This is a genomic window from Rhizobium sp. SVR5-2C (genome assembly GCF_056755115.1).
The window spans coordinates 38,265-64,932 of the sequence record NZ_JBNDHT010000019.1; the positions used below are offsets into that span (position 1 = coordinate 38,265).

The 26,668-nt window shown below is 60.5% G+C and carries 21 protein-coding genes; 8 read left to right on the forward strand and 13 right to left on the reverse strand.

Annotation, left to right across the window (positions count from 1 at the left end):
• Window positions 1–10: 10 nt before the first annotated feature.
• The 11 genes from glgX to ACPYOI_RS08060 form a co-directional block, all read right to left on the reverse strand.
• Window positions 11–1,981 (reverse strand): glycogen debranching protein GlgX, encoded by a 1,971-nt coding sequence (glgX, locus tag ACPYOI_RS08010; RefSeq protein WP_481416340.1) that lies wholly within the window; start codon window positions 1,979–1,981, stop codon window positions 11–13.
• 5 nt (window positions 1,982–1,986) lie between these two features.
• Window positions 1,987–3,618 (reverse strand): alpha-D-glucose phosphate-specific phosphoglucomutase, encoded by a 1,632-nt coding sequence (locus ACPYOI_RS08015; protein ID WP_481416339.1) that lies wholly within the window; start codon window positions 3,616–3,618, stop codon window positions 1,987–1,989.
• Window positions 3,619–3,623: 5 nt separating this feature from the next.
• Window positions 3,624–5,066, reverse strand: coding sequence for a glycogen synthase GlgA (gene glgA, locus ACPYOI_RS08020; RefSeq protein ID WP_481416338.1), 1,443 nt, complete (start codon window positions 5,064–5,066; stop codon window positions 3,624–3,626).
• A gap of 4 nt (window positions 5,067–5,070) precedes the next feature.
• Complete coding sequence (glgC, locus tag ACPYOI_RS08025) at window positions 5,071–6,333, reverse strand: glucose-1-phosphate adenylyltransferase (protein WP_168831446.1); 1,263 nt, start codon at window positions 6,331–6,333, stop codon at window positions 5,071–5,073.
• A gap of 21 nt (window positions 6,334–6,354) precedes the next feature.
• The gene (gene glgB, locus ACPYOI_RS08030; protein ID WP_481416337.1) at window positions 6,355–8,562 is read right to left on the reverse strand and encodes a 1,4-alpha-glucan branching protein GlgB; all 2,208 of its coding nucleotides are present in this window, start codon (window positions 8,560–8,562) and stop codon (window positions 6,355–6,357) included.
• Entirely contained in the window at window positions 8,559–11,021 is a 2,463-nt protein-coding gene (locus ACPYOI_RS08035) for a glycogen/starch/alpha-glucan phosphorylase (protein WP_481422747.1), read from the reverse strand. Before ACPYOI_RS08035 ends, glgB begins: the two co-directional genes overlap by 4 nt.
• Before the next feature lie 280 nt (window positions 11,022–11,301).
• The gene (locus tag ACPYOI_RS08040) at window positions 11,302–12,570 is read right to left on the reverse strand and encodes a pilus assembly protein TadG-related protein (protein WP_481422748.1); all 1,269 of its coding nucleotides are present in this window, start codon (window positions 12,568–12,570) and stop codon (window positions 11,302–11,304) included.
• A gap of 174 nt (window positions 12,571–12,744) precedes the next feature.
• Window positions 12,745–13,632: a transglutaminase family protein gene (locus ACPYOI_RS08045; RefSeq protein WP_481419533.1), complete on the reverse strand. Its 888-nt coding sequence runs from the start codon at window positions 13,630–13,632 to the stop codon at window positions 12,745–12,747.
• Window positions 13,629–16,049 carry a circularly permuted type 2 ATP-grasp protein gene (locus ACPYOI_RS08050; protein ID WP_481419534.1) on the reverse strand — a complete coding sequence of 807 codons (2,421 nt, stop codon included), beginning with the start codon at window positions 16,047–16,049 and terminating at the stop codon, window positions 13,629–13,631. Before ACPYOI_RS08050 ends, ACPYOI_RS08045 begins: the two co-directional genes overlap by 4 nt.
• Window positions 16,050–16,137: 88 nt before the next feature.
• Entirely contained in the window at window positions 16,138–17,520 is a 1,383-nt protein-coding gene (locus ACPYOI_RS08055) for a sensor histidine kinase (RefSeq protein WP_481419535.1), read from the reverse strand.
• Window positions 17,517–18,194: a response regulator gene (locus ACPYOI_RS08060; RefSeq protein WP_481419536.1), complete on the reverse strand. Its 678-nt coding sequence runs from the start codon at window positions 18,192–18,194 to the stop codon at window positions 17,517–17,519. The genes ACPYOI_RS08055 and ACPYOI_RS08060 overlap by 4 nt, the downstream gene beginning before the upstream one ends.
• 206 nt (window positions 18,195–18,400) lie before the next feature.
• On the opposite strand from ACPYOI_RS08060, the gene ACPYOI_RS08065 reads away from it, so the two are divergent.
• The 5 genes from ACPYOI_RS08065 to ACPYOI_RS08085 all read left to right on the forward strand — a co-directional run bounded on the left by ACPYOI_RS08065 (window position 18,401) and on the right by ACPYOI_RS08085 (window position 22,976).
• Window positions 18,401–19,447: an ABC transporter substrate-binding protein gene (locus ACPYOI_RS08065; RefSeq protein WP_481419545.1), complete on the forward strand. Its 1,047-nt coding sequence runs from the start codon at window positions 18,401–18,403 to the stop codon at window positions 19,445–19,447.
• A gap of 242 nt (window positions 19,448–19,689) precedes the next feature.
• Window positions 19,690–20,634, forward strand: a complete 945-nt coding sequence (locus ACPYOI_RS08070; RefSeq protein ID WP_168831454.1) for a Bug family tripartite tricarboxylate transporter substrate binding protein — start codon at window positions 19,690–19,692, stop codon at window positions 20,632–20,634.
• On the forward strand, window positions 20,631–21,122 hold the full coding sequence (locus ACPYOI_RS08075; protein ID WP_481419537.1) for a tripartite tricarboxylate transporter TctB family protein: 492 nt from the start codon (window positions 20,631–20,633) through the stop codon (window positions 21,120–21,122). Before ACPYOI_RS08070 ends, ACPYOI_RS08075 begins: the two co-directional genes overlap by 4 nt.
• Before the next feature lie 11 nt (window positions 21,123–21,133).
• Window positions 21,134–22,651, forward strand: a complete 1,518-nt coding sequence (locus ACPYOI_RS08080) for a tripartite tricarboxylate transporter permease (protein WP_168831456.1) — start codon at window positions 21,134–21,136, stop codon at window positions 22,649–22,651.
• A 154-nt stretch (window positions 22,652–22,805) separates the two neighbouring features.
• Window positions 22,806–22,976 carry a hypothetical protein gene (locus ACPYOI_RS08085; protein ID WP_168831457.1) on the forward strand — a complete coding sequence of 57 codons (171 nt, stop codon included), beginning with the start codon at window positions 22,806–22,808 and terminating at the stop codon, window positions 22,974–22,976.
• A gap of 109 nt (window positions 22,977–23,085) precedes the next feature.
• On the opposite strand, the gene ACPYOI_RS08090 is transcribed toward ACPYOI_RS08085, so the two are convergent.
• A complete protein-coding gene (locus ACPYOI_RS08090; RefSeq protein WP_481419538.1) occupies window positions 23,086–24,195 on the reverse strand; it encodes a DUF475 domain-containing protein in 1,110 nt (369 codons plus the stop codon).
• A 410-nt stretch (window positions 24,196–24,605) separates the two neighbouring features.
• Here ACPYOI_RS08090 and ACPYOI_RS08095 point away from each other — a divergent pair, with 410 nt between their 5' ends.
• Complete coding sequence (locus ACPYOI_RS08095; protein ID WP_168831459.1) at window positions 24,606–24,833, forward strand: hypothetical protein; 228 nt, start codon at window positions 24,606–24,608, stop codon at window positions 24,831–24,833.
• Window positions 24,834–24,891: 58 nt separating this feature from the next.
• Window positions 24,892–25,071: a hypothetical protein gene (locus ACPYOI_RS08100; protein WP_481419539.1), complete on the forward strand. Its 180-nt coding sequence runs from the start codon at window positions 24,892–24,894 to the stop codon at window positions 25,069–25,071.
• A 47-nt stretch (window positions 25,072–25,118) separates the two neighbouring features.
• On the opposite strand, the gene ACPYOI_RS08105 is transcribed toward ACPYOI_RS08100, so the two are convergent.
• Complete coding sequence (locus tag ACPYOI_RS08105) at window positions 25,119–25,637, reverse strand: MgtC/SapB family protein (RefSeq protein WP_481419540.1); 519 nt, start codon at window positions 25,635–25,637, stop codon at window positions 25,119–25,121.
• Between the two features lie 204 nt (window positions 25,638–25,841).
• Here ACPYOI_RS08105 and ACPYOI_RS08110 point away from each other — a divergent pair, with 204 nt between their 5' ends.
• Window positions 25,842–26,543, forward strand: coding sequence for a hypothetical protein (locus ACPYOI_RS08110; protein ID WP_481419541.1), 702 nt, complete (start codon window positions 25,842–25,844; stop codon window positions 26,541–26,543).
• Window positions 26,544–26,668 lie beyond the last annotated feature (125 nt).

A 26,668-nucleotide genomic window follows, 5' to 3' on the forward strand; every position in this document is an offset into this window, starting at 1 on the left:
GCCCGGCGAATCAACTTTCGAGATAGAAAGCGACCGAGCGGCGCGGTACGATGGCCGAGCTCGCGGACTTCTTGGGCACATCGGGGGCGAGAAGCCGCCATGAGGACGGACCGGGCAACGCAAAGATTTCCTCGCCACCCGAGCGATTGAAAAGAACGGCCAGCCGTGCGGCATTGCCGCTTTGACGGTCGCGTGTCGAAAGCACCATTCCGAGCGTGGAAAAGTTCGGCGTCTCCCACTCCTGCACGCTCATCGGCTGGCCGGAGGGCGATATCCATTCGACATCGCCGTTGCCGGAGAGGAAGTCCAACTCGGTGAAGACGGAGAAGCGCTTGCGGAGGCCGGAGATGAATGCGGTGTGGGCGATGAGTTCGTCGTCGAGCGCCGCCCAGTCGACCCAGGTAATCTCATTGTCCTGGCAGTAAGCGTTGTTGTTGCCTCGCTGGGTGCGGGCGGCTTCGTCGCCCGCCGTCAGCATGATGCTGCCTCGGCTGGCAAAGAGTGTAGAAAGCAGCGCCTTCAAGTCGTCGCGGCGCCTGCGGATGATATCGGGGTAGCGGGTTTCACCCTCGACGCCGTTGTTCCACGAGTGGTTTTCGTTGTGGCCGTCCCGGTTTTCCTCGCCATTCGCCTCGTTGTGTTTGCCGCTGTATGAGACGAGGTCGTTTAGAGTGAAACCGTCGTGAGCGGCGAGGAAGTTGACGCTGCGGGTCGCCGCTCCGCCGTTGCGGGAGAAGATGTCGGAAGAGCCGGCAAGCGCGGTGGCAAGCGGGCCGGTCTTCCAATCGTCACCGCGCCAATAGCAGCGCACATCGTCGCGCACACGGTCATTCCATTCCAGGAAGGGTACGGGAAAGTTGCCGAGCTGATAGCCGCCCGGGCCTATATCCCAGGGTTCCGCGATCATGACACGGTCGGCGAGCACGTCATCTTTCAGCATCGCGGCAAGCATCTCGCCATGGGACTCGAAGCCATTTCCCGTGCGGCCGAGAACCGTCGCCAGATCAAAGCGGAAGCCGTCCACTCCGGCCCCCAGCACAAAATGGCGCAGGCTGTCGATGATGAGCTGGCGGATATAGGGATGATCGCAGGCGACCGTGTTACCCGTCCCGGTGTCGTTGACGAGTTCGCCCGAGCGGCCGGGGAGGTGGCGGTAGAATGAGAGATTGTCGAGGCCGCGCAGCGAGAGCGTCGCGCCGTAACGATCGCTCTCGCCGGTATGGTTGAAGACGAGGTCGAGGATGACGCCGATGCCTTCGGCACGAAGCGCAGCCACCGTGTCGCGCAGTTCGGCCATGCCGCCCGGGACGATGCGCGGATCGAGCGCCATGAAGGCAACGGGATTGTAGCCCCAACCGTTCGTGAGCCCGAGCTGCGGCAGGTGGCGCTCGTCGATCCAGGCGACGATCGGCATCAGTTCGACGGCGTCGACGCCGATGCGCTTGAGGTGAGCGATGACCGAAGGATGGGCAAGCGCGGCGACCGTGCCACGCTGTGCCTCGGGCACGTCCGGATGGAGGATCGTGAACGGCCTGACGCCGACTTCATAGATAAATCCGCCCGGCTTCAAGAGCGGCGCCCCTGGCGTCACTGTCTTGTCGCGGGTGACGATCGCCTTGGGCACCAGGCTCTGCGTATCTTCGCCGAAGGCGCCGAGACGCGGATCGTGGCCGAAAGGGCGGTCCAGCTCCTTGGCGTATGGGTCCACCAGGAGCTTGGACCGATCGAACCAGAGGCCATTGTCCGGATCATAGATACCATCGGCCCGAAGGCCGTAACGGGCACCTTCTTTCAAACCGTCGACAAAGAGCCGGTGTACAGGACCGTCTTCACGCGCCATCGGCAGCCGCGCGAGTTCCTTGTCACCGCTTTCATCGAAGAGGCAGAGCTGGATCTCGGCGGCGTTCCGCGACCAAACGGTGAATTCGACACCGCTTTCGAAGGTGATTGCGCCGCCCTGGATCCCGGTAACTGCCCGCATGCGTTTCAGGTGATCACGGAAGGCGCATCGCGGCCGGTGCGCCGGCGGATGTCTGCGATGCTTTCCGCAGCGGCGATCAGGTCAGCGAGCGCCTCTTGCGTCTCGATATTGTGCTGCGCCGAATCCGGCTCGTAGCGCTCGAGATAAACGCGCAACGTCGCGCCTGACGTTCCAGTGCCGGAGAGGCGGAACACAACGCGCGAGCCGCCACCGAAGAGGATGCGGATGCCTTGATGTTCGCTGACCGACCCGTCGACCGGATCGTGATAGGCGAAATCGTCAGCCTTTTCGATGGTCAGGCCGCCGAACGTCTTTCCGGGGAGCGAGGCGAGCTGGTCGCGCAGGTTCTGGATCAAGCCGTTTGCTGCGTCGGTGTCGAGGCCTTCGTAGTCATGGCGCGAATAGTAGTTGCGGCCGTAGGTCTGCCAATGCTGCGTAACGACGTCCTGGACGCTTTCGCCACGCACGGCAAGGATGTTCAGCCAGAGGAGCACGGCCCAGAGGCCGTCCTTCTCGCGGACATGATTGGAGCCGGTACCGGCGCTTTCCTCACCGCAGATCGTTGCCATGCCGGCATCGAGCAGGTTGCCGAAGAATTTCCAGCCGGTCGGCGTTTCGTACATCCCGATGCCACGTTTTTCCGCAACACGATCCGCAGCGCCACTCGTCGGCATCGAACGTGCGATGCCTGCAAGGCCGCCGGAATATCCGGGCGCGAGATTGGCGTTGGCCGCGAGGATCGCGAGGCTGTCGGATGGGGTGACGAAGATGCCGCGGCCAATGATGAGGTTGCGGTCGCCGTCACCGTCCGATGCGGCGCCGAAATCGGGCGCATCGTCGCCCATCATCTCATCATAGAGTTCCTTGCAGTGGACGGGATTCGGATCGGGGTGATGGCCCCCGAAATCCGGCAGCGGCATGAAGTTGCGCACCGAGCCGAGCGGCGCGCCGAGGCGGTTTTCAAAGATCTCCTTGGCATAGGGGCCGGTCACGGCACTCATCGCATCGAAGGCGATGCGGAAGCCGAGGCTGATCATGTTGCGGATGGCGCCGAAATCGAAGAGCTCGTCCATCAGAGCCGTGTAATCTTCGACCGAATCGATGACCGAAAGCATCATGCCACCCGGCAACTCTTCCTTGCCAATGCGATCGAGGTTCACGTCCGGGAAATCAGCGATCTTGTAGCTCTTGATCGTCTTGGTGCGGGCATAGATCGCGTCGGTGATCTTTTCCGGTGCGGGACCGCCGTTGTTGACGTTGTATTTGATGCCGAAATCTTCCGTCGGGCCGCCGGGATTGTGGCTGGCCGAGAGGATGATGCCGCCGAAGGCCTTGTATTTGCGGATGATGTGCGAGGCTGCCGGAGTAGACAGGATGCCGCCCTTGCCGACCATGACCTTTCCGAAGCCATTGGCGGCGGCCATCTTGATGGCCTTCTGGATGACTTCGCGGTTGTAATAGCGTCCATCGCCGCCGATGACGAGGCACTTGCCCTGGTAGCCTTCCAGCGAGTCGAAGATCGACTGAATGAAGTTCTCAGCATAGTTCGGCTGCTGGAAGACGGGGACCTTCTTCCTGAGACCGGATGTGCCGGGTTTCTGGTCCTGATAGGGCGTGGTGGATACAGATTTGATCATTTCTGTCACTTGCCTTTCGAGGCGAGACTTGAATAGAGGGCAGCGTAGCGCTCGGCGCTCTTCTCCCACGAGACATCCGATTTCATGCCCTGCTTTTGCAGCTGGGTCCAGACTTTTTGGTCCGCGAAAAGATGCAGCGCACGCCGGATTGCCTGCACCATACCCTCTGCGGTGACTGGAGAAAACTGAATTCCCGTTGCGACTTTCGCCGCAAGTGCGGCGTGATTGGCATCGATTACGGTATCATTGAGACCGCCAGTACGGGCCACGATGGGCACGCAACCGTAGCGCAGACCGTAAAGCTGGGTGAGTCCGCAAGGCTCGAAACGCGAAGGAATGACGATGGCGTCGCAACCGGCCTGCATCAGGTGCGACATCGGTTCGTTGTAACCGATCGAGACGCCGATACGGCCGGGGTGGCGGCTGGCCGCGGCAAGAAGCGAGCCCTCCAACGCAGGATCGCCGGACCCCAAAACCGCGAGCTTGCCGCCGAGGGCGACGATCTCATCGGCTGTGGCGGCGACCATGTCCATGCCCTTTTGCCAGGTGAGGCGGCTGATGATGCAGAAGATCGGTGCCCCATCATCATGCAGGTGAAAGAATTCGGCGACCGATTTGCGGTTCTCGCTGCGATTCTTCAGCGTCGTGCTGCCGTAGTGCGTGTGGACAACGGGATCGGTCGCCGGGTTCCACACATCGGCATCGATGCCGTTGACGATCCCGTGCAGAACGTCGCGGCGGCCGGAGATGACCCCTTCAAGACCCATGCCGAACTGATTTGTCAGGATCTCTTCCGCATAGGTGGGACTGACGGTGGTGATCGCATGCGCGGTCTGAAGCCCACCCTTCAGGAAGCTGAGATGGCCGTAATATTCGATAGTGTCGGTCGAAAAGGCATGCGGCGGCAAGCGCAGGCTCGGGAAGATCTCAGCGGCGAACTGGCCTTGGAAGGCCATGTTGTGGACCGTGAGAACGCTCGGCAGCTCCGGCGTCGGATAGTAACGCATGTAGAGCGGCGTCATGGCGGCTTGCCAATCATGGGCATGGACGAGGTCCGGGCGCCAGTCCGGCATCAGACCGGCGGCGATTTCGGCCGCCGCCAGCGACAGCGCTGCGAAGCGACGCCAGTTGTCAGGGTAATCCTTGCCCGTGTGGTCGAGATAGGGACCTCCCGGACGGTCGTAATAGGCAGGGGCGTCGAGCACGAGGATGTTGAGGCCCTCGTAATAGAATTCCAGCACCCTCGCAGGTTCGCCGAGCAGGTCAGTGAACTGCAGGCGAACGACGGGATCTTGAACAGCTTTCATGACGGCCGGGTAGCCGGGCATGAGGGTTTTCGATTCAATGCCGAACTGCTTGAGTGCGATTGGCAGGGCGCCGGCCACATCGGCAAGGCCCCCTGTCTTGATCAAAGGGAAGACTTCGGACGAAACCGAAAGAACTTTCATATGTCTAGAGATCCAATTTATCGATCATAGGCTGCGTTATCAGGCAAATACCGCTTTCAGTCCGGCGGAAGCGCTTGGCATCGAGTTTCGGGTCCTCGCCCACGACAAGACCCTCCGGAATGACGACTCCATGGTCGATCACGACGTTTTTCAGCTGGGCGCGCCGACCGATCTTTACGCTCGGCAGGACGACGGCTCCCTCCAGTTTGGAATAGGAGTTAGCGCGAACGCCGGTGAAAAGAAGGCTCTTGTGAAGCGTGGCGCCGGAGATGATGCAATCGCCAGCGATGACCGACGAGGTCGCCGAGCCGCGGCGATCTTCATCGTCATGCACGAACTTTGCCGGCGGCGAGATTTCCGCATAAGTCCAGATCGGCCAGGACTTGTCGTAGATATCGAGCTCTGGAACGATCGCGGTCAGATCGATATTCGCCTGCCAGTACGCTTCGATCGTCCCGACGTCACGCCAATAGGGCTCGCGTTCGAAATCGGAGCGAACGCAGGACTGCCCGAAGCGGTGGGCGACCGCCTTACCGTTCTTGACGATATAGGGAATGATGTCCTTGCCGAAATCCTTGCTGGAGTTGGGATCGGCGGCATCGCGCTGAAGCGCGTCGATCAGGAACTTCGTGTGGAAGACGTAAATCCCCATCGAGGCGAGCGCAAAGTCCGGTTTGTCCGGAATGCCGGGCGGGTCTGCAGGCTTTTCGACGAAATCGATGATCCGGTCCGTCTGGTCGACATGCATGACGCCGAAGCCCACGGCTTCCATGCGCGGCACTTCCAGGCAGCCGATCGTCACGTCCGCGCCGGAATCGACGTGCTGCTGCAGCATCCACTCGTAATCCATCTTATAGACGTGGTCGCCGGCCAGGATGACCATGTACTCGACGCCGTAGTCCTGGATGATATCGATATTCTGGTAAACCGCGTCGGCTGTGCCTTCGTACCATTGCGTCTCCGAGACGCGCTGGCTGGCCGGAAGGATGTCGAAGCTCTCGTTCCGCTCAGGGCGGAAGAAGTTCCAGCCGCGCTGCATGTGGCGGATCAGAGAGTGCGCCTTGTATTGCGTGGCGACACCGATACGGCGAATGCCGGAGTTCAGCGCGTTCGACAACGCGAAGTCGATGATGCGTGTCTTGCCGCCGAAATAAACGGCCGGTTTCGCACGCCGATCGGTGAGTTCCTTCAGGCGGCTCCCCCTGCCACCGGCCAGAACATAGGCCATTGCGTCGCGGGCAAGTGGCTGAACGCGTTTTTCTACCATTGTCTCTCCTCCCACCAGTTCTCAAGTCTCAGGTTCAAGCATGATCGTTGCCAGCGGCGGCAAGGTGATCGTAGCCCTTACGTCGCCGCCGGCATTGACGGCCTGCACGCGCCCCCCATTGCCCTTGCCGCTGCCGCCGTAGATATCGGCGTCGGTGTTCAGGATTTCCCGCCAGCGGCCTTCGAAGGGCAGGCGGATGGAATAGTTCTCGCGGTAGATCGGCGTGAAATTGGTGATGACGGCAACCGGCTTCTGGCCCGGCGCCTTGCGCAGCCATGCAAAGACGGAGTTCTCGTGATCGTCGGCAACCAGCCATTCGAAGCCGTCGCCCTCGCAGTCGCGGGCGTGCAGCGCTGGTTTGGAGCGGTAGGTGAGGTTGAGATCGCGCACCAGGCGGCGCATGCCTTCATGCATGCGGTATTGCAGCAGGTTCCAATCGAGCGACGTTGCCTCGCTCCATTCGCTCCATTGGGCGAATTCCTGGCCCATGAAGAGCAGCTTCTTACCCGGATAGCCCCACATGAAGGCATAGTAGGCGCGCAGGTTTGCGAATTTCTGCCAGTCGTCGCCGGGCATTTTGGCGATCAGCGAGCCTTTGCCGTGCACGACTTCATCGTGCGACAGCGGCAGAACAAAGTTTTCCGAATAGGCGTAGAGAAGGCCGAAGGTCAGTTCGTTGTGATGATGCCTGCGGTGCACCGGATCGCGCTTCATGTAGCTCAGCGTATCGTGCATGAAGCCCATGTTCCATTTGAAGCCGAAGCCGAGGCCCCCTTCATGTACCGGCTGCGAGACTTTCGGCCAGGAGGTTGATTCTTCAGCAATGGTCATGACACCCGGATGCTCCGCGTAGATGCGGGTATTCATGTCCTGAAGGAAGCGGACGGCCTCGAGATTCTCGTTGCCGCCATACTCGTTCGGGATCCACTCGCCATGGTTTCGCGAATAGTCGAGGTAGAGCATCGAGGCGACGGCATCGACGCGCAGGCCGTCGAGATGAAATTTCTCGGCCCAGTAAAGCGCATTGTTGACGAGATAGGATTGAACCTCGGTGCGACCGAAATTGTAGATCGCGGTGTTCCAGTCCGGATGGAAACCCTTGCGCGGGTCCTCATGCTCGTAAAGCGCAGTACCGTCGAACCAGCCAAGTCCGTGCTCATCGGTCGGAAAGTGTGCCGGCACCCAGTCGAGGATGACGCCGATACCGACTTTGTGGCAGCCATTGACGAAGCGGGCAAAACCTTCGGGCTCACCAAAACGGGCGGTCGGCGCATAGAGGCCGGTGGTCTGGTATCCCCAGGACGGATCGTAGGGATGTTCGGTGATCGGAAGGAACTCGATATGGGTGAAGCCCATGTCGACGCAATAGGGGATGAGGCTGTTGGCGAGCTCATCCCAGGAGAGGAACGAGCCATCCTGCCGGCGCTGCCATGAGCCGGCATGCACCTCATAGATCGAGATCGGCTGACGGCGCTTGTCGGTCTCGCTCCAATGCTTGAGGTGGGCCTCGTCCTGCCATTCCTGCAGCAGTTCGGGAGCTGCGACGGAGGCCGTCTTCGGGCGCAATTCGCTGCGCCGGGCAAATGGATCGGCCTTCAGTGGCAGGAGAACGCCATCGTGACCGCGTATCTCGAACTTGTAAGCAACGCCTGTCGGTACGTCGGGCGCGAAAATTTCCCAAATTCCGGCGCCGGCCCGGAAGCGCATCACATGGCGGCGGCCGTCCCAATTGTTGAAATCGCCGACGACGGATACGCGTTGGGCATTCGGCGCCCAGACGGCGAAATGAATGCCCTGCGCCCCTTCATGCTTGATCCAGTGCGCCCCCAACTTGTCGAAAAGCCGAAGATGGGAGCCCTCGCGAACGTAGTAGTCGTCCATCGGACCGAGGACAGGGCCGAAGCCGTAGGGGTCGGTTACAGCCCATTCCGCATCGCCGCGCCTGGCGCGGTAGCGCACCGGTTGTAGTTTCGTCAGCGATACCGGACCCGCAAAAAAGCCTTCGGGGTGGAGTTGTGTCAGTTCGCCGATGATGCTGCCGTCGAGTGTCAAGGCGGTGACTTCTTCGGCACCGGGAATGAAGCAGCGCGCGGCATAGCTCTCGCCTGCCTCGTGGATGCCCAGCACGGCAAACGGGTTTGCGTGCGAGCCTGCAAGGATTGCCGCTATCTCGTCTGCCGAAATTTCCCAGGGACGCTTTGCCTCACGGGCGGATTTCGGCGTCTTCATCCAGCTCTCCAGATTTCCGTGGCATACTGCCGGATCGCGCGGTCGGAGGAGAACCAGCCCATGCGCGCGGTATTGTTGATGGTCTTGGCATACCAGGAGGACGGCTCGGTCCAGAGCTGATCCACCTCTCGCTGGGCGGCGGCATAGGCATCGAAGTCGGCTGCGACCATGAACCAGTCGTGCGAATAAATACCATCGATCAGCTGGGCGTAGCGGTTGCGGTCATCCGGCGAGAAGACGCCTCCCGCGATCGCGGCCAGCGCCTGCGACAGCTCACGCGAGCTGTCAATGATCGCACGCGGATTGTGTCCGTCGCTGCGGATCTTGGCGACTTCATCGGCACGCAGGCCAAAGATGATGATGTTCTCCGCGCCGACATGGTCGCGCATTTCGACGTTCGCGCCGTCCAGGGTGCCGATCGTCAGCGCCCCGTTCAGAGCAAACTTCATGTTGCCGGTGCCCGAAGCTTCCATGCCGGCCGTCGAAATCTGTTCCGACAGATCAGCTGCAGGAACCATGACCTCGGCAAGCGAGACGTTGTAGTTGGGCACGAAGACCACCTTCAGGAGGCCGCGGACCGCCGGGTCGTTGTTGATTGTACGGGCTACGTCGTTGATGAGTTTGATGATGAGCTTGGCGTTGTGATAGCTCGGTGCCGCCTTGCCGGCGAAAAGCTTTACCCGTGGCACCCAGTCCAGTTCAGGATGCGAGCGGATCTGATCGTAGAGGGCCACCGCCTCGACAACGTTCAGCAGCTGGCGCTTGTACTCGTGAATGCGCTTGATCTGAATGTCGAACATTGCAGAAGGGTCGAGCTTCACGCCCATGCGGCTTGCGACAAGATTGGAGAGCGCCACCTTGTTCGCGCGTTTTACGGCAGCGAACTTCTCCTGGAAGCTTGGATCCGTGGCGAATTTTTCGAGAGGCTTGAGCTTCTCGGCATCGTCCAGGAATTCGTCGCCGATCGTTTCGCGGATAAGGCTGGTCAGGCCGGGGTTGCATTGCTGCAGCCAGCGGCGCGGCGTAATGCCGTTCGTCTTGTTGTTGATGCGGTCGGGATAAAGCTTGTGCAGGTCGGCAAAGACCGTGACCTTCATGAGTTCGGTATGCAAAGCGGAAACGCCATTGACCGAATGGGATCCGACAAAGGCGAGATTGCCCATGCGCACGCGGCGCTCGCCGCTTTCGTCGACCAGTGAGATCGCGCGGATTTCGGTATCGGAAAATTTCCTCTCCTTGCGGGCTTCCAGAAGAATCTTGGCATTGATCGCGTAGATCAGCTGCATATGACGCGGCAGCAGCCGCTCGAAGAGCGGAATGGGCCACGTCTCGAGAGCTTCCGGCAGCAGCGTGTGGTTGGTGTAAGAGATCGTGCGGCGGACGATGTCAAAGGCCTGCTCGAAGTCCATGCCATGGACATCGCAGAGCAGACGCGTCAGCTCGGCGACCGAGACGGCGGGATGCGTGTCGTTGAGCTGGATCGCCACCTTGTCCGGCAGCGAGGTGAAATCGTCATACTGCTGCAGGTGGCGGCGCAGGATGTCCTGAAGCGAAGCGGAGGAGAAGAAAAATTCCTGGCGAAGGCGCAGTTCCTGACCGGCCGGCGTGGCGTCTGCCGGATAGAGCACGCGGGTCAGGCTTTCCGCCTTGTTGCTCTCGCGCAGAGCGCCGATGTGGTCGCCGGCATTGAAGGCGTCCAGCAGGATCGGGTCGATCGGCTGCGCCGACCAGAGACGCAGCGTATTGACGCGCTTGCCGCGCCAGCCGACGGCCGGCGTATCGAAGGCGGCGGCGATGACGCGCTCTGCCGGCTTCCACACATAGCGCGGCTCGCCTTCTGTGCTGGTGGCCACGTCGACGGTGCCGCCGAAGCCTATCTCATAAGAGCTTTCGCGGCGTTCGAACTCCCAGGGATTGCCGTGGGCAAGCCAGTTTTCCGGCAGTTCCACCTGCCAACCATCGGCAAGCTGCTGGCGGAAGAGACCGTGGACATAGCGGATGCCGTAGCCATAGGCTGGCACGTCAACCGTCGCCATGCTTTCCATGAAACAGGCAGCGAGACGGCCGAGACCGCCGTTGCCAAGCGCGGCATCCGGCTCAAGCCCGGCGATGACGTTGATATCGACGCCCAACGAGGCAAGCGCATCGCGAACCTCCTCCATTAAGCCCATATTCGTGACGGCATCGCGCATCAGGCGGCCGATCAAGAATTCGAGCGACAAATAGTAAACGCGCTTAGCACCTGTCGCGTAGACGTTGCGGGTCGATTCCATCCATTTGTCGATGATGCGGTCGCGAACGACGAGAATAGTGGCCGTCAGCCAATCGTGCGGCTTGGCGACTTTTGCATCCTTGCCGATGCGGTACGTCAGGCGTTCGATGATCTCTTCGGCGAGGATTTCCGGCCGTGAACTGCGTGGAGCGGGGGAGGGGATGGTCGGCTTGGTAACGGTGTTCATCGTCATATCTCGCCAATTTGTCATTTCAATTCAGGACGTTACGCCCGATACTATCGATTTATCTACGCACGCCGGTCAGGGCAGTTTATGCACCGTTACGACGCACTTGCAACAAAGAGATTTAGACGGCGGAAAAATTTGCAGAACCTTCACATTTGCTGGCGTGAGGGAGTTGATTTCAATTGGTTTTCCCGCTCGGATGCGGGATCAGCGCTAAACGAAAAGCCGCTCCGGTTGGTTCCCGGAGCGGCTTATTTGTTTGATCGACAATTGCTTGGCGTCAGTGCGTCAAAAGCGTCATGGCCTTGGTCGCGGTCTGAGCAATGCTATCGAAGTCGTCAATCAGCTTTTGCATCGTCTCGGCCTCAAAATAATTGCTGGGTGACGAAGCGCAGTATTCGAGCAGGCTCTTGCCCTTTGCAGGCGCCATGAAGGCGACCGCAAAGATCGTTATTTTATTTTTTTCCTCTTTGGCAGCGTCGCAGGCATCACGGACGTTTTGGTCCTTTTCACTGTTCCACGTGCTGCTGTCGCCGGTCATTTCACCGTCGGTCATGAGCACGATGTAGCGGTCAACGTTTGCGTTGCCGTTCGCGGCGTGCGCTGTGCTTTCGGTGTCGCTACCGTCGTCGTTCTTCTTAATAGCTGCTGTCGATTGCTGCATCGGCTCTGTAGCGTCAGTGCCGCCATTTGCCGTCAGCGTGCTGACAAACTTCCGGCCGGTGGACGTGCCCCAGTTCATTGGGCTGATGCCGATGATTTTTTTATTTTTGTCGCGCGTGAGACCGTTATTATAGGACATGACGCCGGTGCGGACGAGAACGTGGGTGGGGTCGGCAGTGTCTAGCGCATCGAAGAGCTTACCTGCGGCTGTCTTCAAGGCTTGGATCTTGGTGACAGTTGAATACGTTTTGCAAATCTTGTTGCCTTCGCTGTCCAGCTTGTAGTTGCCGCTACCGTCCAGCTTGTAGACCGAGCAAGTGTAGTCTTTCATCGAACCCGACTGATCGAGATCGAGTTCCATGGAGAGCGCGCTCTTGGTGTTGGTTGTGCCGCTTGTCGTTGCGCTGTTGCTGGCGAGTGATACGGTCTTCTTGCCAAAAACGCTCATCAGGGGTGTCAAGCCCATGTCGTACGAAGCGTTTACGCTGACATTGTAGCCCTTGCCGGTAGCCGTCGTGGTCGTTGTCACGGTTACGTTGGTTTTGTTCCTGAGGGACGCAGCGTCACTGCCACTTAGGTAGTTGGCCATTTGGCCGACAACAAAATCCTTGGCTAGCGCCTCGGCGGCCGTACTGTCGGCGACCTTGCCATCCGCAAGGGCGGTCGCGGCGGCGAGTGCTGCTGCATCGGACGCTTCCTGAAGCTGGCGCTGCTGCAAGATCATATTGGAAAAATCGATGGCGAGCCCAGCCGTGCCGATCAGAACCGGGATGACGATAGCAGTCACCATTCCGAAATTTCCGGAACGATCACGCAGTATGTGGCGACCGCTGGCGAGAAGCGAAGATAAGGCAGACATCATGTCACCCGAAAGCAAGAGGAACATTGTGTCTCAACGCTTACAGGATGGTTGTTACCGAGGGTTTTAAAACAGTCGCTAAAATTAGAGGGAACGGACGATTTCGATACATGATCTATTGCTTTTGCGGGATGGCCTTCTTGCGAAACACATCTTCGGTGGTTTGGTGCATTAACACCTATGGTGGATTCATGCAGGCGATCACTGGATCGGAATGACGTCGACCGCCTGCACGGAGCGATGATTGCCGGAGCTCTTCAACACGCCGATGACGGGGGCGACGTCGGAATAATCGCGGCCGTAGGCGACGACGATGTGGTCAGTGCCAGCGGGCATGTCGTTTGTCGGGTCCAGTTCGATCCAGCCCAGCGTCGCGCCGCACCAGACGCGAACCCAGGCGTGCATTGCGTCGGCGCCTTCGAGCCGCTCCTTGCCGGGCGGCGGGATGGTTCGCAGGAAACCGGAGACATAGCCCGCCGGGATGCCGAGGCTGCGGAGCGCCACGATCATCACATGGGTGAAATCCTGGCAGACCCCGCGTTTAAGTTCGAAAGCCTCGAGCGGCGTGGAATCCACCGTCGTTGCTTCCGGGTCGTAGGTGAAATCTTTGTTGATACGGGTGCATAATGCATTGGCGATCTGGAGAACGGTGAGGCCGGGCAGAGCGCAGCTTCTGGCGTAGTCGGAGATGGCGCGGGTTTCGACGAGGCGCGGGCTGTTGCCAAGGAAGTGGTGTGGCGACTCGGGTTGGAGCGACCAAACGTCGGCGATTTCTTGCGGCAGGTCGGCAAGAGCCGGCGAGAAATCGGCGGCGATGGAATGGCTGTCGACCTGGACGCGTGCCTGCATACGGATGTCCAGACTATCGTGCGGCAACCGCAGCCGGAAGGAGGTTGCAGGATGGCGGAAGAAGTCGGTGAAGTGCGATTGCTCGTCCGGCGTGGGGGAAATGGTGATCGAGCCTGCAACCAGGCGCTGGCGGTCAGGCAGCGAAAGCGGCATCAGCCGCATAATATGACGCGCTCCCGAGGCGGGCGTGTCGTAGGTGTATCCCATGTGCAGGGTTAGATCGTAGAGCACCGCGGTCACCCTAGGTAGGTCTGGGCAAGAAGGTCGGATAGCTGCTTCAGCTCACGTTCCATCTTTTTGTAGATCTCGCTCGTCATCGCCTCCGGCGTCATGACGGCAAGGCCGGAATGCAGGCGCATGGTTTCGCGGTAAAATGCCGACATCTGCCCGTTGACGAAGGCGTTCGGCAGTTGCTCGGCCTCGCGGTGGATTTCGTTCATCTGAAAGAGAACTGAACGCGGGTTGAGCGGATCGAGCGCCAGAAGGTCGGTGACTGTCAGGCGGGCCGTATTGACGTTGTACCGGCGCCGGTGGGTCATGACGCTGTCGCCGATTTCGAGCAGCATGTCCAGCGCGCCATCCGGGGCATCGGGTCCCGACATGTAGCCGAGAAGGCGCGTCATGTGCAGGCCGCGTTCGATGTAGCGTCCAAGCGAAAGAAAACGCCAGCCGGTGAAGCGATACATGTTTTCGTGCACGAGACCGGCGAAGCCCGCAAGCTTGCGCAACAGGATGGTCATGGCATGGCTGGCGTCGTCGCCGGCTGTGACGGTGGCGTGAAAGCGGCGCGCGGTCTTGGCAAGATCGTTGAGCGCCAGCCAGCCGTCAGGCGAGAAGCGATCGCGTATGTTGCTGGCGGAATAGACGGCGCTCTCGATGTTGCGCAGCAGCGTTTCCGGCACGGGCTCATCCGTGTCGATGTCGACGCCGACGAGGTATTTCGAAACGTCGGCCAGCAGCGGCTGGCTCGGATCAGCGGCCTCGGCGTAGCGGGCATGCCAGGCGCGAAGGATGCGAAGCGCGCCTTCAGCACGCTCGATATAACGGCCGAGCCAGAAGAGATTGTCGGCCGCCCGGCTTGGCAGGCTGCCCGGCATATTGCGGGTGAAGCTTCCTTCCGCGGGCAGCAAGGTATGGCGCTCGACCGGTTTGTCGCTGACAATCCAGACGTCCGCCGCCGCCCCGCCCGCCTGCATTGCGATCGCGGCTACGTCATCGCCGGAGCCAATGCGGGCGAAGCCGCCCGGCATGATCTGCCAGCCACGGGCGGTACGGGCGGCGAAGACGCGCAGCGACATCGGCCGCGGCGTCAGCTTGCCGTCGACCCAGGCCGGTGTGGTGGAAAGCGTGACGACTTCCTGGCCGACGAGTTTCGGGCCATCGGAATTCAGCCAGTCGGTAATCGAATCCTTTGCCGCCGAGCGGAGTGAGGAGCCCAGAACGGACTCACCGCGATCATCGAAGAAGGGGGCGCGCGAATAGGCGGGTCCGATCACCATCTTCTCGATATTTCTTGCGACGTGTTCGCGTTCTTCTTTCTGGCCGCACCACCACGTGGCGATCGATGGCAGCTTCAGCTTCTCTCCAAATAACCGGTGGCAGATCGTCGGCATGAAGGCGAGCAGGGCGCGGGTCTCGAGGATTCCGGTCCCGAGCGCGTTGACGATCGTCACCGATTCTGCGCGAAGCGCCTCGACCAGGCCTGGAGTGCCGATGCGCGAATTCTGGTCGAGTTCCAGCGGATCGGCATAGGCGGAATCGAGGCGGCGCCAGAGCACGCCGATCGGCTTCAGGCCGGCGACCGTACGCACCATGACGCGGCCATTGACCACCGCGAGATCCTCGCCTTCGAGCAGCATGAAGCCGAGATATCGGGCGATATAGGCGTGTTCATAGTAGGTCTCGTTTGCCGGGCCGGGGGTCAGAACGCCGATGCGATCATCACCGGAGTGCTTCATGGTCTGCAACGCGTCGCGGAAGCCGCCGAAGAACGAGGCGAGACGGTGAACAGGGGTCTCGGCATAGATGTCAGAGAAGGCGCGCGTCGTGGCAACCCGGTTTTCGAGCGCGAAGCCTGCGCCTGAGGGCGCCTGCGTGCGATCGGCGAGAACCCACCAGTCTCCATCCGGTCCGCGGCCGATCTCGAAGGCACAGAAATGCAGGTAATGACCGGAGGCCGGCTTTATGCCTGCGAGCGGGCGCTGGAATTCCGGATTGGAGGCGATCAGGCCGGGCGGCAGGTATCCCTCTTCCACCAGTTTGTTGTCGCTATAGATATCGGCGATAATCGCTTCAAGCAGATCGGCGCGCTGCACGAGGCCGGCGGAAAGTGCCTGCCATTCACGCTCGTCGATCAAGACCGGAATGTGCGACAGCGGCCAGGAGCGCTCGCCGGTGCCCTTGCTGCCATAAGCGCGGTAGAACACACCGGCATCGCGGAGATAGCGGTCGGCCCGGGCGAAGCGCTCGGTCAGCTCATTTGGCGGAATTTCCCCGAAGCTTGCAAGGAAGCGCTGCCAGACGGGACGAATGGCGCCGTTGTTATCGACCATCTCATCGGCAGCGCTAGGGAGCGGCGCATAGCCGAAGACTGCCTCGTTGCCGGCACGATCGCGAATCTCGCTCTTGCGTTTTTCCGTTGCCGGTTTCTTGCCCATTCACTCTAGCTCTTCAAATGCCCGCCGAGGGAATAGTGTGCAATGCAGCGATGGAAAGCAAGGCGAAACGGCTAACGCAGCGAAGCCATTACGACACTCTTGCGAAAGCCACCGCGGCTTTGAGACCGTCGCCAGCTGAACCCGGCAAAAGCGTGAGCTTTGCATTGAAAAGGTTGGCTATTTCTTCAACGATCGGCAGGCCGAGACCGGCGCCGGGCGTGCCCGACTCGTTGCCGCGCGAGAAGCGGCGGCGCACCGCTTCAAGCTTCTCCGGTGCGATTCCGGGACCATTGTCTTCGACCTCGAGGCGCACGGTCTCGCTATCCTGCGCAATTCGCACGGTAACCTCAGCGCCTTTGCCGGCATAGGCGATGGCGTTGCCCGCAAGATTGCGCAATAGCTCACCGATCAGGAGGGGCTCGGCGCGGATTATTGCTGGTCCATCGCCCTCAAAGCCCAGGTCGATACCAGCCTCGGCGGCTGCGGGGATCAGCTCGCCCGTGATCTCCTGGGCAATTGCGGTAACATCCATCGTAGAGGCGGCCAGGGCCTCCTTGGCCGTTGCCGCATCGATCTTTGCCATCAACAGAAGCTGCGCGAGGATGCGCTCGGCATGCGCAACGGCCTGGTCGCCCTTTAACGCCGAATCTTGCGCTTCAGCCAGCGTTCCCGCACGGGAGGAGAGCGCAAGCTGGGTTCGGATGATTGCAAGCGGCGTGCGCAACTGGTGGCTCGCATTGCCGGTGAAATTCCGCAGCGCTTCAAGGGCCGATTGCAGGCGCACCATGAAGCTGTTCACCGTATCAACCAGCGGCTGAACTTCGCTCGGCACCGCTTGCTCGATGGGATGCAGGTCATCCGGGCTGCGCTCGCCGATCGCGTCCCGCAGCTTGTAGAGCGGGCGGAGCGCCACCGTGACCGAGATCCAGACGATCACAGCCGCTCCGGCAATCATGAAGCCTAGACGAAGCGCCGAGCGAAAGAGAATCGCCTGCGCCAGATGACGGCGAGCAAGTGTCGTTTCCGCTACGGTGACGGCAAAGGGAACCGAGCGGATGCCGGTCGAGGCGGAGCGCTGCAGCGTCGCGACACGGATCGGCTCGCCCTGGAACTTATCGTCGGCGAAGACAGCGCCTTCGCCTTTGGTCTCCTTGATAACCGGAAGCAACTGATAGCCGGTGATGAATTTTCCAGGCGGACCGTCGACACGGTAGAACACCCGGTCCTGAGCGGCGGATGTCAGCATTTCCAGCGCGACATAGGGAATATCCACCTCAAGCGAGCCGTCTTCGGCCACGACCACGCGTTCGGCAATGGCAAGTGCCGAACCGGCGAGGACACGGTCGGAAACGATGTTGGAGGTACCAACCGCCTCCCGATATGTGTCGGCAAGGGCCAGCATGCCGATGATGGCCGTGGAGATGAGCAGCCAGAAGAGCAGCCGGCGCCTGAGCGAATAGGCGGCTTTCATGAAACCTCGGATAGCTTGTCGAGGTAGTAGCCGATGCCGCGCGCGGTTTTTACGGTCAGTCCATGCGGCGCAAGGCGCTTGCGGAGCCGGCTGACATATTGCTCGATCGCATTGGCGGAAATGTCGTCGTCGAAGGCGGTCAGCGACTGTATGATCGCCTCCTTGGCAACGACCTTGCCGGCACGCATGAAGAGGATTTCGAGCAATCCGAGTTCGCGGGCGGGTATGTCAAGCTGTGTGCCGCCAACGGAGAAGGTGCGGGACTTGAGGTCGAATGAAACGCAGCCGTACATCACCGTCGCCGAATGCAAACCGGCCTGGCGTCGGAGCAGCACGCGGACACGTGCCTCGAATTCGCCGATGTCGAAGGGCTTGATGAGGTAATCGTCAGCGCCGAGATCGAGCCCCTTGACCCGCTCCTCCGGCGCTCCCCGTGCGGTCAGAATCAAGACTGCAGCCTGGTTCTGGCGTGCGCGCATGTTGCGCAACACTTCCAGCCCGTCCATTTCCGGCAGGTTGAGGTCAAGGATCACGAGATCGAAATGTTCGGCCGCAATGACCGCATTAGCGGATGCGCCGTCATGGACGACATCCACGGCATGTCCCGTACCGCGCAAGATCGCAGACAGGCCATCGGCCAGGGCGATATTGTCTTCGGTGAGGAGAATGCGCACGGACGGATTCCTGATTATCCAGCAGAGATTAACCCCCGTGGAGGGCGATGTCATCAGCAGCAAGACCCGACGGGTGAAATCATCAGCGCATCAGAGGATTCATATTTGACAATGTTGCTGCAGACGCAAACGACCCGGCCGCATCCGTCGTGCTTGCCCGGCGAGGCGCTGTGATGCATTCTCCCGGCATGAGGAGCCTTCTTGTTCTGCTACTTCTGCTCTGTCCCGGTTTGGCGGCGGCAGACCAGACCTTTTACGCTGCGAAATCCGGCAAGGCCGATGCGCGGGTGCTGACAGTCTATTCGTCGCTCGACGAACCGCTGGCCCAGCCGATGATCCACGGCTTTCAACAGGCCAATCCTGACATAGCTGTACGCTATGAAGACATGCTCACCGGCGAGATCTATGACAGGATCGTGCGGGAGACGGATGCCGGAAAGAAGACGGCGGATTTCGCCTTTTCCTCGGCGATGGACCTGCAGGTGAAGCTTTCCAACGATGGATATGCGCAGGTCAGTAATTTGCCGATGAGCGGGCTGTGGCCGAAATGGGCAAACTGGCGGAACACGGCTTATGCGCTGACCTTCGAGCCGGCGGTCTTCGTCTATCACAAGCCGAGCTTCGCGCATGAGCCGGTGCCAAGTTCGCGGGCGGAATTCGTCGACTATCTGAAGAGCAAAGGCAATGCGGTCTATGGGCGGATAGGCACCTACGACATCGAGCGCTCTGGCGTCGGTTTTCTCTTCATGGCCCGCGATCAGGAGCAGTTCGGGGATATCTGGTCGGTCATCAGGGCGATGGGAGCCGCAGGCGTCAAGCTTTATTCGACGAGTTCGGCAATCCTGGAACGGGTCGCCGATGGCCGCTTCGTGCTTGGTTACAACATCCTCGGCTCGTATGCCGCGGACTGGGCATCTCGCGACCCCAACGTCGGCATCGTGCTGCCGAAAGATTATACCGTCGTGATGTCGAGGATCGGGCTGGTACCGCAGGCGGCGGCTGAACCAGAGCTCGGGCGACTATATCTCTCCTTCTTCATGTCCAAGGAGGGGCAGACGATCATGGCCCGCGAACTGCAGATTCCCGCCGTCAGTCCTGAGGTCGCCGGCGAGAATACGGCGAACACGCTGCAGGAGCTTCTCGGGTCACAGCTCCGGCCCGTTCCGGTCAGTCCGGGCCTGATGGTCTATCTCGACCAGGTCAAGCGCGCGCGGCTCATCGCGCATTGGAACGAGGTGCTGCGGACCCAATAGGCACCGCAGGCTGCACAATTGCGGCAAAAAAGTGCCCGTCGCGGTGGATATGCCGTCGATGTCAGCTAAATGACAGCTTGTTGTGGTGCGTTTTCGGCACTTCTTCTCCGTGGAGGCGGAGAGTTGAAGTTTCGGGAGGAGTTTCCGTCGCTATTGCGGACAAGCATGTCCTTCGCAGGCAACGCTTCCCGATTCCGTTGAAGACATTACGCGGCACTCACCGCGATCATGGAGGACACATCGTGAAGCATACTTTCCTTGCCACGCTTTTCGCAGCCGCCATCGCGCTGCCGGCCTATTCGGCCGACTACACCATAATGGCGCCGGCCGCTCCTGGCGGCGGCTGGGACCAGACGGCCCGTTCGCTGCAGACAGTCCTGCAGCAGGAAGGCATTTCCGGCAATGTTCAGGTTCAGAACATTCCAGGCGCCGGCGGCACCATCGGGCTTGCTCAGTTCACCAGCCAGAACAGCGGCAATCCGAATGCACTGATCGTCGGCGGCTACGTCATGGTCGGCGCAATCCTGACCAACAAGTCGCCCATCACACTGAAGGACGTCACGCCGATCGCACGCCTGACCGGCGAGTATGAGGCAATCGTCGTTCCGGCAGCGTCGGACATCAAGACGCTGGGCGATCTCGTCGCCAAGCTGAAGGCGGAACCGGGTGCGGTGTCCTGGGGCGGCGGTTCGGCAGGCGGCACCGACCATATCGCTGTTGGCCTGATCGCCAAGGCGGCCGGCGTCGATCCGACGAAGATCAACTACGTCGCCTTCTCGGGCGGTGGCGAAGCGCTTGCGGCCATCCTTGGCGGCCAGGTGACGGCGGGCATTTCCGGCTACGGCGAATTCGAATCGCAGATCAAGGCCGGCCAGTTGCGCCTGCTCGCCGTATCGAGCGACAAGCGTATCGAAGGGATCGATGCGCCGACGCTGAAGGAAGCCGGGGTCGACGTCTCCGTGGAAAACTGGCGCATGGTTGCGGCTGCCCCCGGCCTCTCGGCTGATCAGACAGCTGCTATCACCGCCGATTTCGACAAGCTTTCCAAGTCGCCAGCCTGGCAGGAGGTCCTTAAGACCAAGGGCTGGCAGGACAGCTATCTCTCCGGCGACGCCTTCAAGGCGCAGCTTGAGAAGGACGTTGCGGCCACCGAAGGCATTCTCAAAGACATCGGACTGGTTCAATGAGCGTGGGTAAGTCCACTGTGGTCACGAAGCGCCGCCCCGACTGGGCGGCGCTGGTCATCGCCCTCTGTCTTTTATTGGTGGCCGGGGTCATCCTTTGGGACGTCTCGCATATGAGGACGATCGCCCAATATGCGCGCATGGGGCCGGCAACCGCTCCAACGGTCGTAGCACTCGGGCTGATCGGACTCGCAATCTGGACGGCGCTCGAGGCCTGGCGGGGCGACTTTCCCGAGCGCGAGAAGCAGGAACTGCCGCCGGTCGTGTGGATTGTCGCGGGTCTTGCCTGTCAGATGATCTTCTTGCGGATCGCCGGCTTCTCGATCGCGACCGGCCTTCTCTTCGCCCTGACGGCGCGTGGCTTCGGCAAGCGGCAGCTCTGGGTTTCGATCCCCGTCGGCATCGTCATTAGCTTCATCGTCTGGACGATCTTCTCGCAGCTGCTGAAACTGACGCTGCCTGCAGGTCCGCTCGAACATCTGTTCTTCTAGGTGCATTCATCATGAGCACTTTCGAATTCCTGTTCCAGGGTATCCTGGTCGCCATGCAGCCGATGAATCTGCTTTACGCATTGATCGGCGTTACGCTCGGCACCGCCGTTGGCGTCCTGCCGGGCATTGGTCCGGCATTGACGGTGGCGCTTCTGCTGCCGGTTACCTACAAGCTCGATCCGGGCGGATCGCTTATCATGTTCGCCGGCATCTACTACGGCGGCATGTATGGCGGGTCGACGACGTCCATTCTGTTGAATACGCCGGGCGAAAGCGCCTCGATCGTCACCGCCCTCGAAGGCAACAAGATGGCCCGCGCGGGCAGGGGCGGTCCGGCGCTCGCGACCGCCGCCATTGGCTCCTTCGTGGCCGGTCTTATTGCCACGCTTGGGCTTGCCTTCATCGCGCCCTATATCGTCAAGCTCGCGCTGGTTTTCGGTCCGCGTGAATATTTCGCGCTGATGGTTCTCGCCTTCGTCACCGTTTCCTCGGCTTTCGGAGATTCGGCGCTGAGGGGCCTCACCTCGCTCTTCGTCGGCTTTACGCTCGCGATGATCGGCATCGATCTGCAGACTGGCCAGGCTCGCCTCACCTTCGGCATTCCCGATCTGCTCGACGGCGTCGAGGTGACGACGCTCGCCGTTGCGATGTTCGCGATCGGGGAGGCGCTTTATATTGCCGCGCAGGGCAACCACGGCGAAGACACGGTTGAGGCCGTCAAGGGTTCGTTGTGGATGAGTGCGCAGGATTGGGCACGCTCCTGGAAGGCCTGGCTGCGAGGCACACTGATCGGCTTTCCGATCGGCGCCATGCCGGCCGGGGGCGCGGAAATCGGCACCTTCCTTTCCTATGCCGCCGAAAAGCGCCTGACCAAGCATCCCGAAGAGTTCGGCAACGGCGCCATTGAAGGCGTGGCGGGTCCGGAAGCCGCTAACAACGCCTCGGCGGCAGGGACGCTGGTTCCGCTTCTGACCCTTGGTCTGCCGACGACTGCCACAGCCGCAATCATGCTTGCCGGCTTCCAGCAATATGGCCTGCAGCCCGGCCCACTTCTGTTTGCCAATAATCCGCAAATTGTCTGGGGCCTGATCGCCAGCCTTTTGATTGCCAACGCGATGCTGCTGGTGCTGAACCTGCCGCTGATCGGGCTTTGGGTCCGCCTGCTGACCATTCCGAAGCCGTGGCTCTATGCCGGCATCCTGCTGTTTGCGACGCTCGGCACGATCGGCGCTAACCCCTCGGTCTTCGAACTTGGAATGCTGCTCGCCTTCGGCGTGCTCGGTTACATCATGCGGGTGTTCGGCTATCCGATCGCGCCGGCGATCGTCGGATTGATCCTCGGGCCGCTTGCGGAACAGCAGCTGCGCCGCGCGCTGGCCATCAGCCAAGGCGATGTGACGGCGCTTGTCATGTCGCCGATTGCCGCCGGCTTGTTGATCCTTGCGGCTGCCGCATTCCTTGTCCCGCTGATCCTGCGGTTGCGCGGCAGGGGTGAGGTTCTCTCGCAGCTTGCGGCAAGCGAAGACTAGGAAGCAACCCGACGACTCTGTCTTGCGGCCGGCCCCGAAACACGGACCGGCCGCTTGTTTTTGCATGGCTGGCCTGAATTTCCACGACTTGTGGAAAATGTTGCGGTGCACCATATACGGCGTGTCAACAACGAAGCTAAAGCGAGAAAGACAAATGTCCTCCTACCGTAAGTCCGTTCGTGAAGGTTTCTTCGGCCGCGCGTTCGCAGTCATTGGCGCAGCAACTGCTGTAAGCGCCGCATGTGAATCTGGCCGCCGTCCGAAGGCTCAGGACCTCAACGTCCTTGGTATCGATCCGAAGATCTTCGGCCATATCGGCCGCTAACAGCTCGGATCCAATCACACATGAAACAGCCCGCAACCGGTTGGTCGCGGGCTTTATTTTTGCTTGGACGGGCCGCCGCAGCGCACGAAACGCTGCGGGTTTGTGCGTCTCAGGCCTCCACCCGCTTCCTGGCCGGAACATGTGCTTCCGCCTCTGCATGGTCGTCGGGGCCATGGCGCTTGTTATGGCGGATCGAAGACCAGAGCGATATGCCGATCAGGGCTGCGCCGCCGAGACCGGTGATGACCTCTGGAATGTGGAAGAGGGTCTGGACGTACATGATGATCGCAAGGATCAAGATCGCGTAGAACGCGCCGTGTTCCAGGTATCGGTAGTGCGTCAGCGTTCCCTTTTCGACGAGCATGATCGTCATCGAGCGCACGTACATGGCACCGATGCCGAGACCAATGGCGATGATGAAGAGGTTCTGCGTCAGAGCGAAGGCGCCGATGACACCATCGAATGAGAAGCTTGCATCCAGCACCTCCAGATAGATGAACGCTCCGAGACCACCGCGCGCTGCCTCGGTCATCGCCTTCTGTGAAGCATCCAGCAGTCCGCCGATCACCTCGACCGCAAGGAATGTCAGAAGACCGTACATCGCGCTATAGACAAAGGTCGTCGCCTGATCGCCTTCGAGCAGTGAGGCGAAGACGATGATCAGCAGGAGAACGAAGGCGATTTCGATTCCCTTGATCGTCGCGCCGCGGGACATCAGCTTTTCAAGCGAGGCAATCCAATGGACGTCCTTCTCGTGATTGAAGAAGTACGAAAGGCCGACCATCAGGAGAAAAGTTCCGCCGAAGGCTGCGATCGGCAGATGGGCCTCGTGCATGATGCGCGCATATTCACCCGGTTGCCGCGCTGCAAGGATGAGCGCATCGATCGGGCCGATTTTCGCAGCAATCGCGACGATTGCCAGCGGGAAGATGATGCGCATGCCGAAGACGGCAATGACGATACCCCAGGTCAGGAACCGATGCTGCCAGACCGGCGTCATCTCCTTGAGCTTATTGGCGTTGACGATGGCGTTGTCGAATGAGAGGGAAATCTCCAGCACGGCCAGCACCGTGCAGATGAAGAAGACGCTCGCCATGCCGCCGATCGTGCCAGTGGACTGCCAGCCTAATAAAGCGCCCAGCGCAAGCCCGAGAGCCGTTACGATGAAGGCCCAGCGAAAATAGCCGAGCATGGATTTGTTGCGGATGGACTGTTTCATGGCCGCACCTCTTTGGTGCGGGCGTCGATCTTGAATGAGAGTGTGGTTGAGAAGTGCCGCACATCGCAAGGGACATGCGCGCAAGGCATTGTGAGCTTTTTCATGGAATGAAAATCCCGCCGGCTGTCTGCAGGCGGTACCGACATCACGAGAGCGCCGTAAAAACTCTCGCCAGAGGGGCCCGGCACCAGTGTTTATCCGAAGCCGATGCATTTGCATGGGGGGCAACCATGCGCATCGTTTTGGCCGCGGATAAGCCTCTAGGTAGTGAGCTTTCAGGCTCAGTCAAGACGCAGTGAAGCGCGCGGAGATTTTATGGGGAACCTTATGGTCGTTCACCCGTTAGGGCTACGTTCAGGAAAAATCTGCGGCGCAAAAAAGCGATCCCGGCGCAACCAGCGGAGGCGGCAATGCATACGTCAACTCACTCTCCCGACAAACGCACCGAAGCGGCAGACCGCATGAAGCGTGCAAAGCCAAACCGCATGCAGAGGGTGCAGGTGCTACCGCCGCATCACGTGGACCTGACACTGCCACAAACGCCGATGGACGATATCCATGTCCCGGCGCATTGCTCCGGCGCCGACCTCTCGAAGGGCGGTCCTGACGTTGGTGCGGCAGGCAAGCGGCGCCGCTAGATCCAAGGCGGCGGAACAGTTTTTTCTTCTCTAGAACAATGAAAACGGTGAGGTTTTTATGACTGTGAATCTTGTGCCCGAGCACATCTATATGAAACACGAAAGCGAATGGCTGGCTCTCAAGGACGCTTTGGAGAACCGCATCGATCTTAAGAAGCCAGAGACGCAATCCTGGAATATTGCTTCTGACCGCAAGAAAACCTCCAGGCAGAACAACTCCGACGTACAGCCCGTCTGATCTCATCGCCAACATAAGAAACCGCCCGGCACAAATAGGGCGGTTCCTTATAAATCTGCGTCTTCCTTCGGTGGCAGTTGCTCTTGCTTTCCATGCTCTAGCCGCCGCTCAATTATCCCCAGGGCGAACAGGACGCTAACTGCCGCTGCCGTCGCGAAGAACGCGATGGGCCAGTAGCCGAAGCCCATGGCAAGGCCGATCGCGCCGGCGAGCCACATGCCCGCGCCGGTCGTTAGGCCTTTCACTCTGCCTCTGGAAAAAACGATCATTCCAGCGGCCAGGAAGGCGACGCCGGCCGTAACTGCTTCGATGACGCGCAGCGGATCGATGCGAACCTGCTGGTCATTCGCGAAGCCCGGTATGTTGACCGATTCAATGGCAATGATCCCGAAAAGAGCTGCTGCGAGGCTCACCAGAATATGCGTCCGCAAGCCCGCCGGGTGATCGCGCGCTTCACGCTCGAAGCCGATGATGCCGCCGAGAATGATGGCGCCGATGAGCCGCGCGAAGATCACAGGGTACTGGATACGGGACGGAGGAAACATGTCCGCGAAGACCAGTTCCATGGAGGGAGTGCCTTCTTGTGAATAAATTCTTCGCTGGCTAACGTGTTGTGCCGCTATTTGTTCATCGACGTCTCAAAAACGAGAATGCTGGCGCCAAGGCGGGCGGCTCGTGAGCGACGGATGCGCTTCAACGTTGCGTCTGCGTGCCAACCTTTCGGAAAGGATTGGGAGGCGATAATCCGGCCCTCACGGGATTCGGAACAGATGGCTAAGACAGCGACCCGCGGCCGGCGCCGCAAATCATCGGCAAGATCAAGACGCGGCGGCCAGGGCGGTCCCTTGGCCTGGCTCTTCGTCGGTGCCGTTGCCGTGGGCGGCATTGCGCTTTACGACAACTGGAAGAGCGTGCGGCCTATGCTTGCCTCCCGCGTGCCAGATGCGTCGGTGATCACTGCTGCAATCAGGCCGGACGTGCCGAAAGCTACTGTCGGCAACAATGCGCCGCGGCAACAGACTGCTTCGCAGTCGCAGCGCGTCCTGCCGCCTGCCGCCGTTCCGGTTCCTGCTGCTCAACCCGTGAAGCTGGCCTCTGCTGCTGCATCACCGGCATTCTCGGAAAATGCCAGCGGAGCTTTCGGTTATTGCGGGCAGGGACAGCACGTCAATTGTGTCGGAGACGGCGGTACCTTCTGGTACAAGGGCGAGAAGATCCTGATTGCGGATGTGGTGGTGCCGGACGTCGGCGCTGCTCGTTGCGCCGATGAGAGGCGGGCAGGCTTTGCCGCAAAATCGAGGCTGTTGAAGCTTCTGAATGCCGGCCCCTTCGTCATGAACGCGGCAGGCAAGGCTGGCGGGGCCGGTGCGCCGCGCGTCATTTCGCGCAACGGCCTTTCGTTTGGCTCCCAGCTGATGGCCGAGGGGCTTGCCCGCAAACCAGCCGCCAACCCAGGCGGGTGGTGCGCCTGATATAGCGCCTTGAAGGCCCTTATTTCTGCTTGGGGGCTTTGCCGCTGGTGCTGAAACTGCCCGTAAAGGTCGTGTCCTTGCTTTCCGCGGTGCATTCGATCGCGACCGGCTTGCCGCTATAGGGA

Coding starts and splice junctions, on each gene's coding strand:
- glgB (WP_481416337.1), bottom strand. CDS start 8,562: ATGAAGACGCCGAAATCCGCCCGTGAGGCAAAGCGTCCCTGGGAAATT.
- ACPYOI_RS08090 (WP_481419538.1), bottom strand. CDS start 24,195: ATGAAACAGTCCATCCGCAACAAATCCATGCTCGGCTATTTTCGCTGG.
- glgA (WP_481416338.1), bottom strand. CDS start 5,066: ATGAAAGTTCTTTCGGTTTCGTCCGAAGTCTTCCCTTTGATCAAGACA.
- ACPYOI_RS08085 (WP_168831457.1), top strand. CDS start 22,806: ATGTCCTCCTACCGTAAGTCCGTTCGTGAAGGTTTCTTCGGCCGCGCG.
- ACPYOI_RS08015 (WP_481416339.1), bottom strand. CDS start 3,618: ATGATCAAATCTGTATCCACCACGCCCTATCAGGACCAGAAACCCGGC.
- ACPYOI_RS08095 (WP_168831459.1), top strand. CDS start 24,606: ATGCATACGTCAACTCACTCTCCCGACAAACGCACCGAAGCGGCAGAC.
- ACPYOI_RS08080 (WP_168831456.1), top strand. CDS start 21,134: ATGAGCACTTTCGAATTCCTGTTCCAGGGTATCCTGGTCGCCATGCAG.
- ACPYOI_RS08105 (WP_481419540.1), bottom strand. CDS start 25,637: ATGGAACTGGTCTTCGCGGACATGTTTCCTCCGTCCCGTATCCAGTAC.
- ACPYOI_RS08100 (WP_481419539.1), top strand. CDS start 24,892: ATGACTGTGAATCTTGTGCCCGAGCACATCTATATGAAACACGAAAGC.
- ACPYOI_RS08055 (WP_481419535.1), bottom strand. CDS start 17,520: ATGAAAGCCGCCTATTCGCTCAGGCGCCGGCTGCTCTTCTGGCTGCTC.
- ACPYOI_RS08040 (WP_481422748.1), bottom strand. CDS start 12,570: ATGTTCCTCTTGCTTTCGGGTGACATGATGTCTGCCTTATCTTCGCTT.
- ACPYOI_RS08075 (WP_481419537.1), top strand. CDS start 20,631: ATGAGCGTGGGTAAGTCCACTGTGGTCACGAAGCGCCGCCCCGACTGG.
- ACPYOI_RS08050 (WP_481419534.1), bottom strand. CDS start 16,049: ATGGGCAAGAAACCGGCAACGGAAAAACGCAAGAGCGAGATTCGCGAT.
- glgX (WP_481416340.1), bottom strand. CDS start 1,981: ATGCGGGCAGTTACCGGGATCCAGGGCGGCGCAATCACCTTCGAAAGC.
- ACPYOI_RS08035 (WP_481422747.1), bottom strand. CDS start 11,021: ATGAACACCGTTACCAAGCCGACCATCCCCTCCCCCGCTCCACGCAGT.
- ACPYOI_RS08110 (WP_481419541.1), top strand. CDS start 25,842: ATGGCTAAGACAGCGACCCGCGGCCGGCGCCGCAAATCATCGGCAAGA.
- glgC (WP_168831446.1), bottom strand. CDS start 6,333: ATGGTAGAAAAACGCGTTCAGCCACTTGCCCGCGACGCAATGGCCTAT.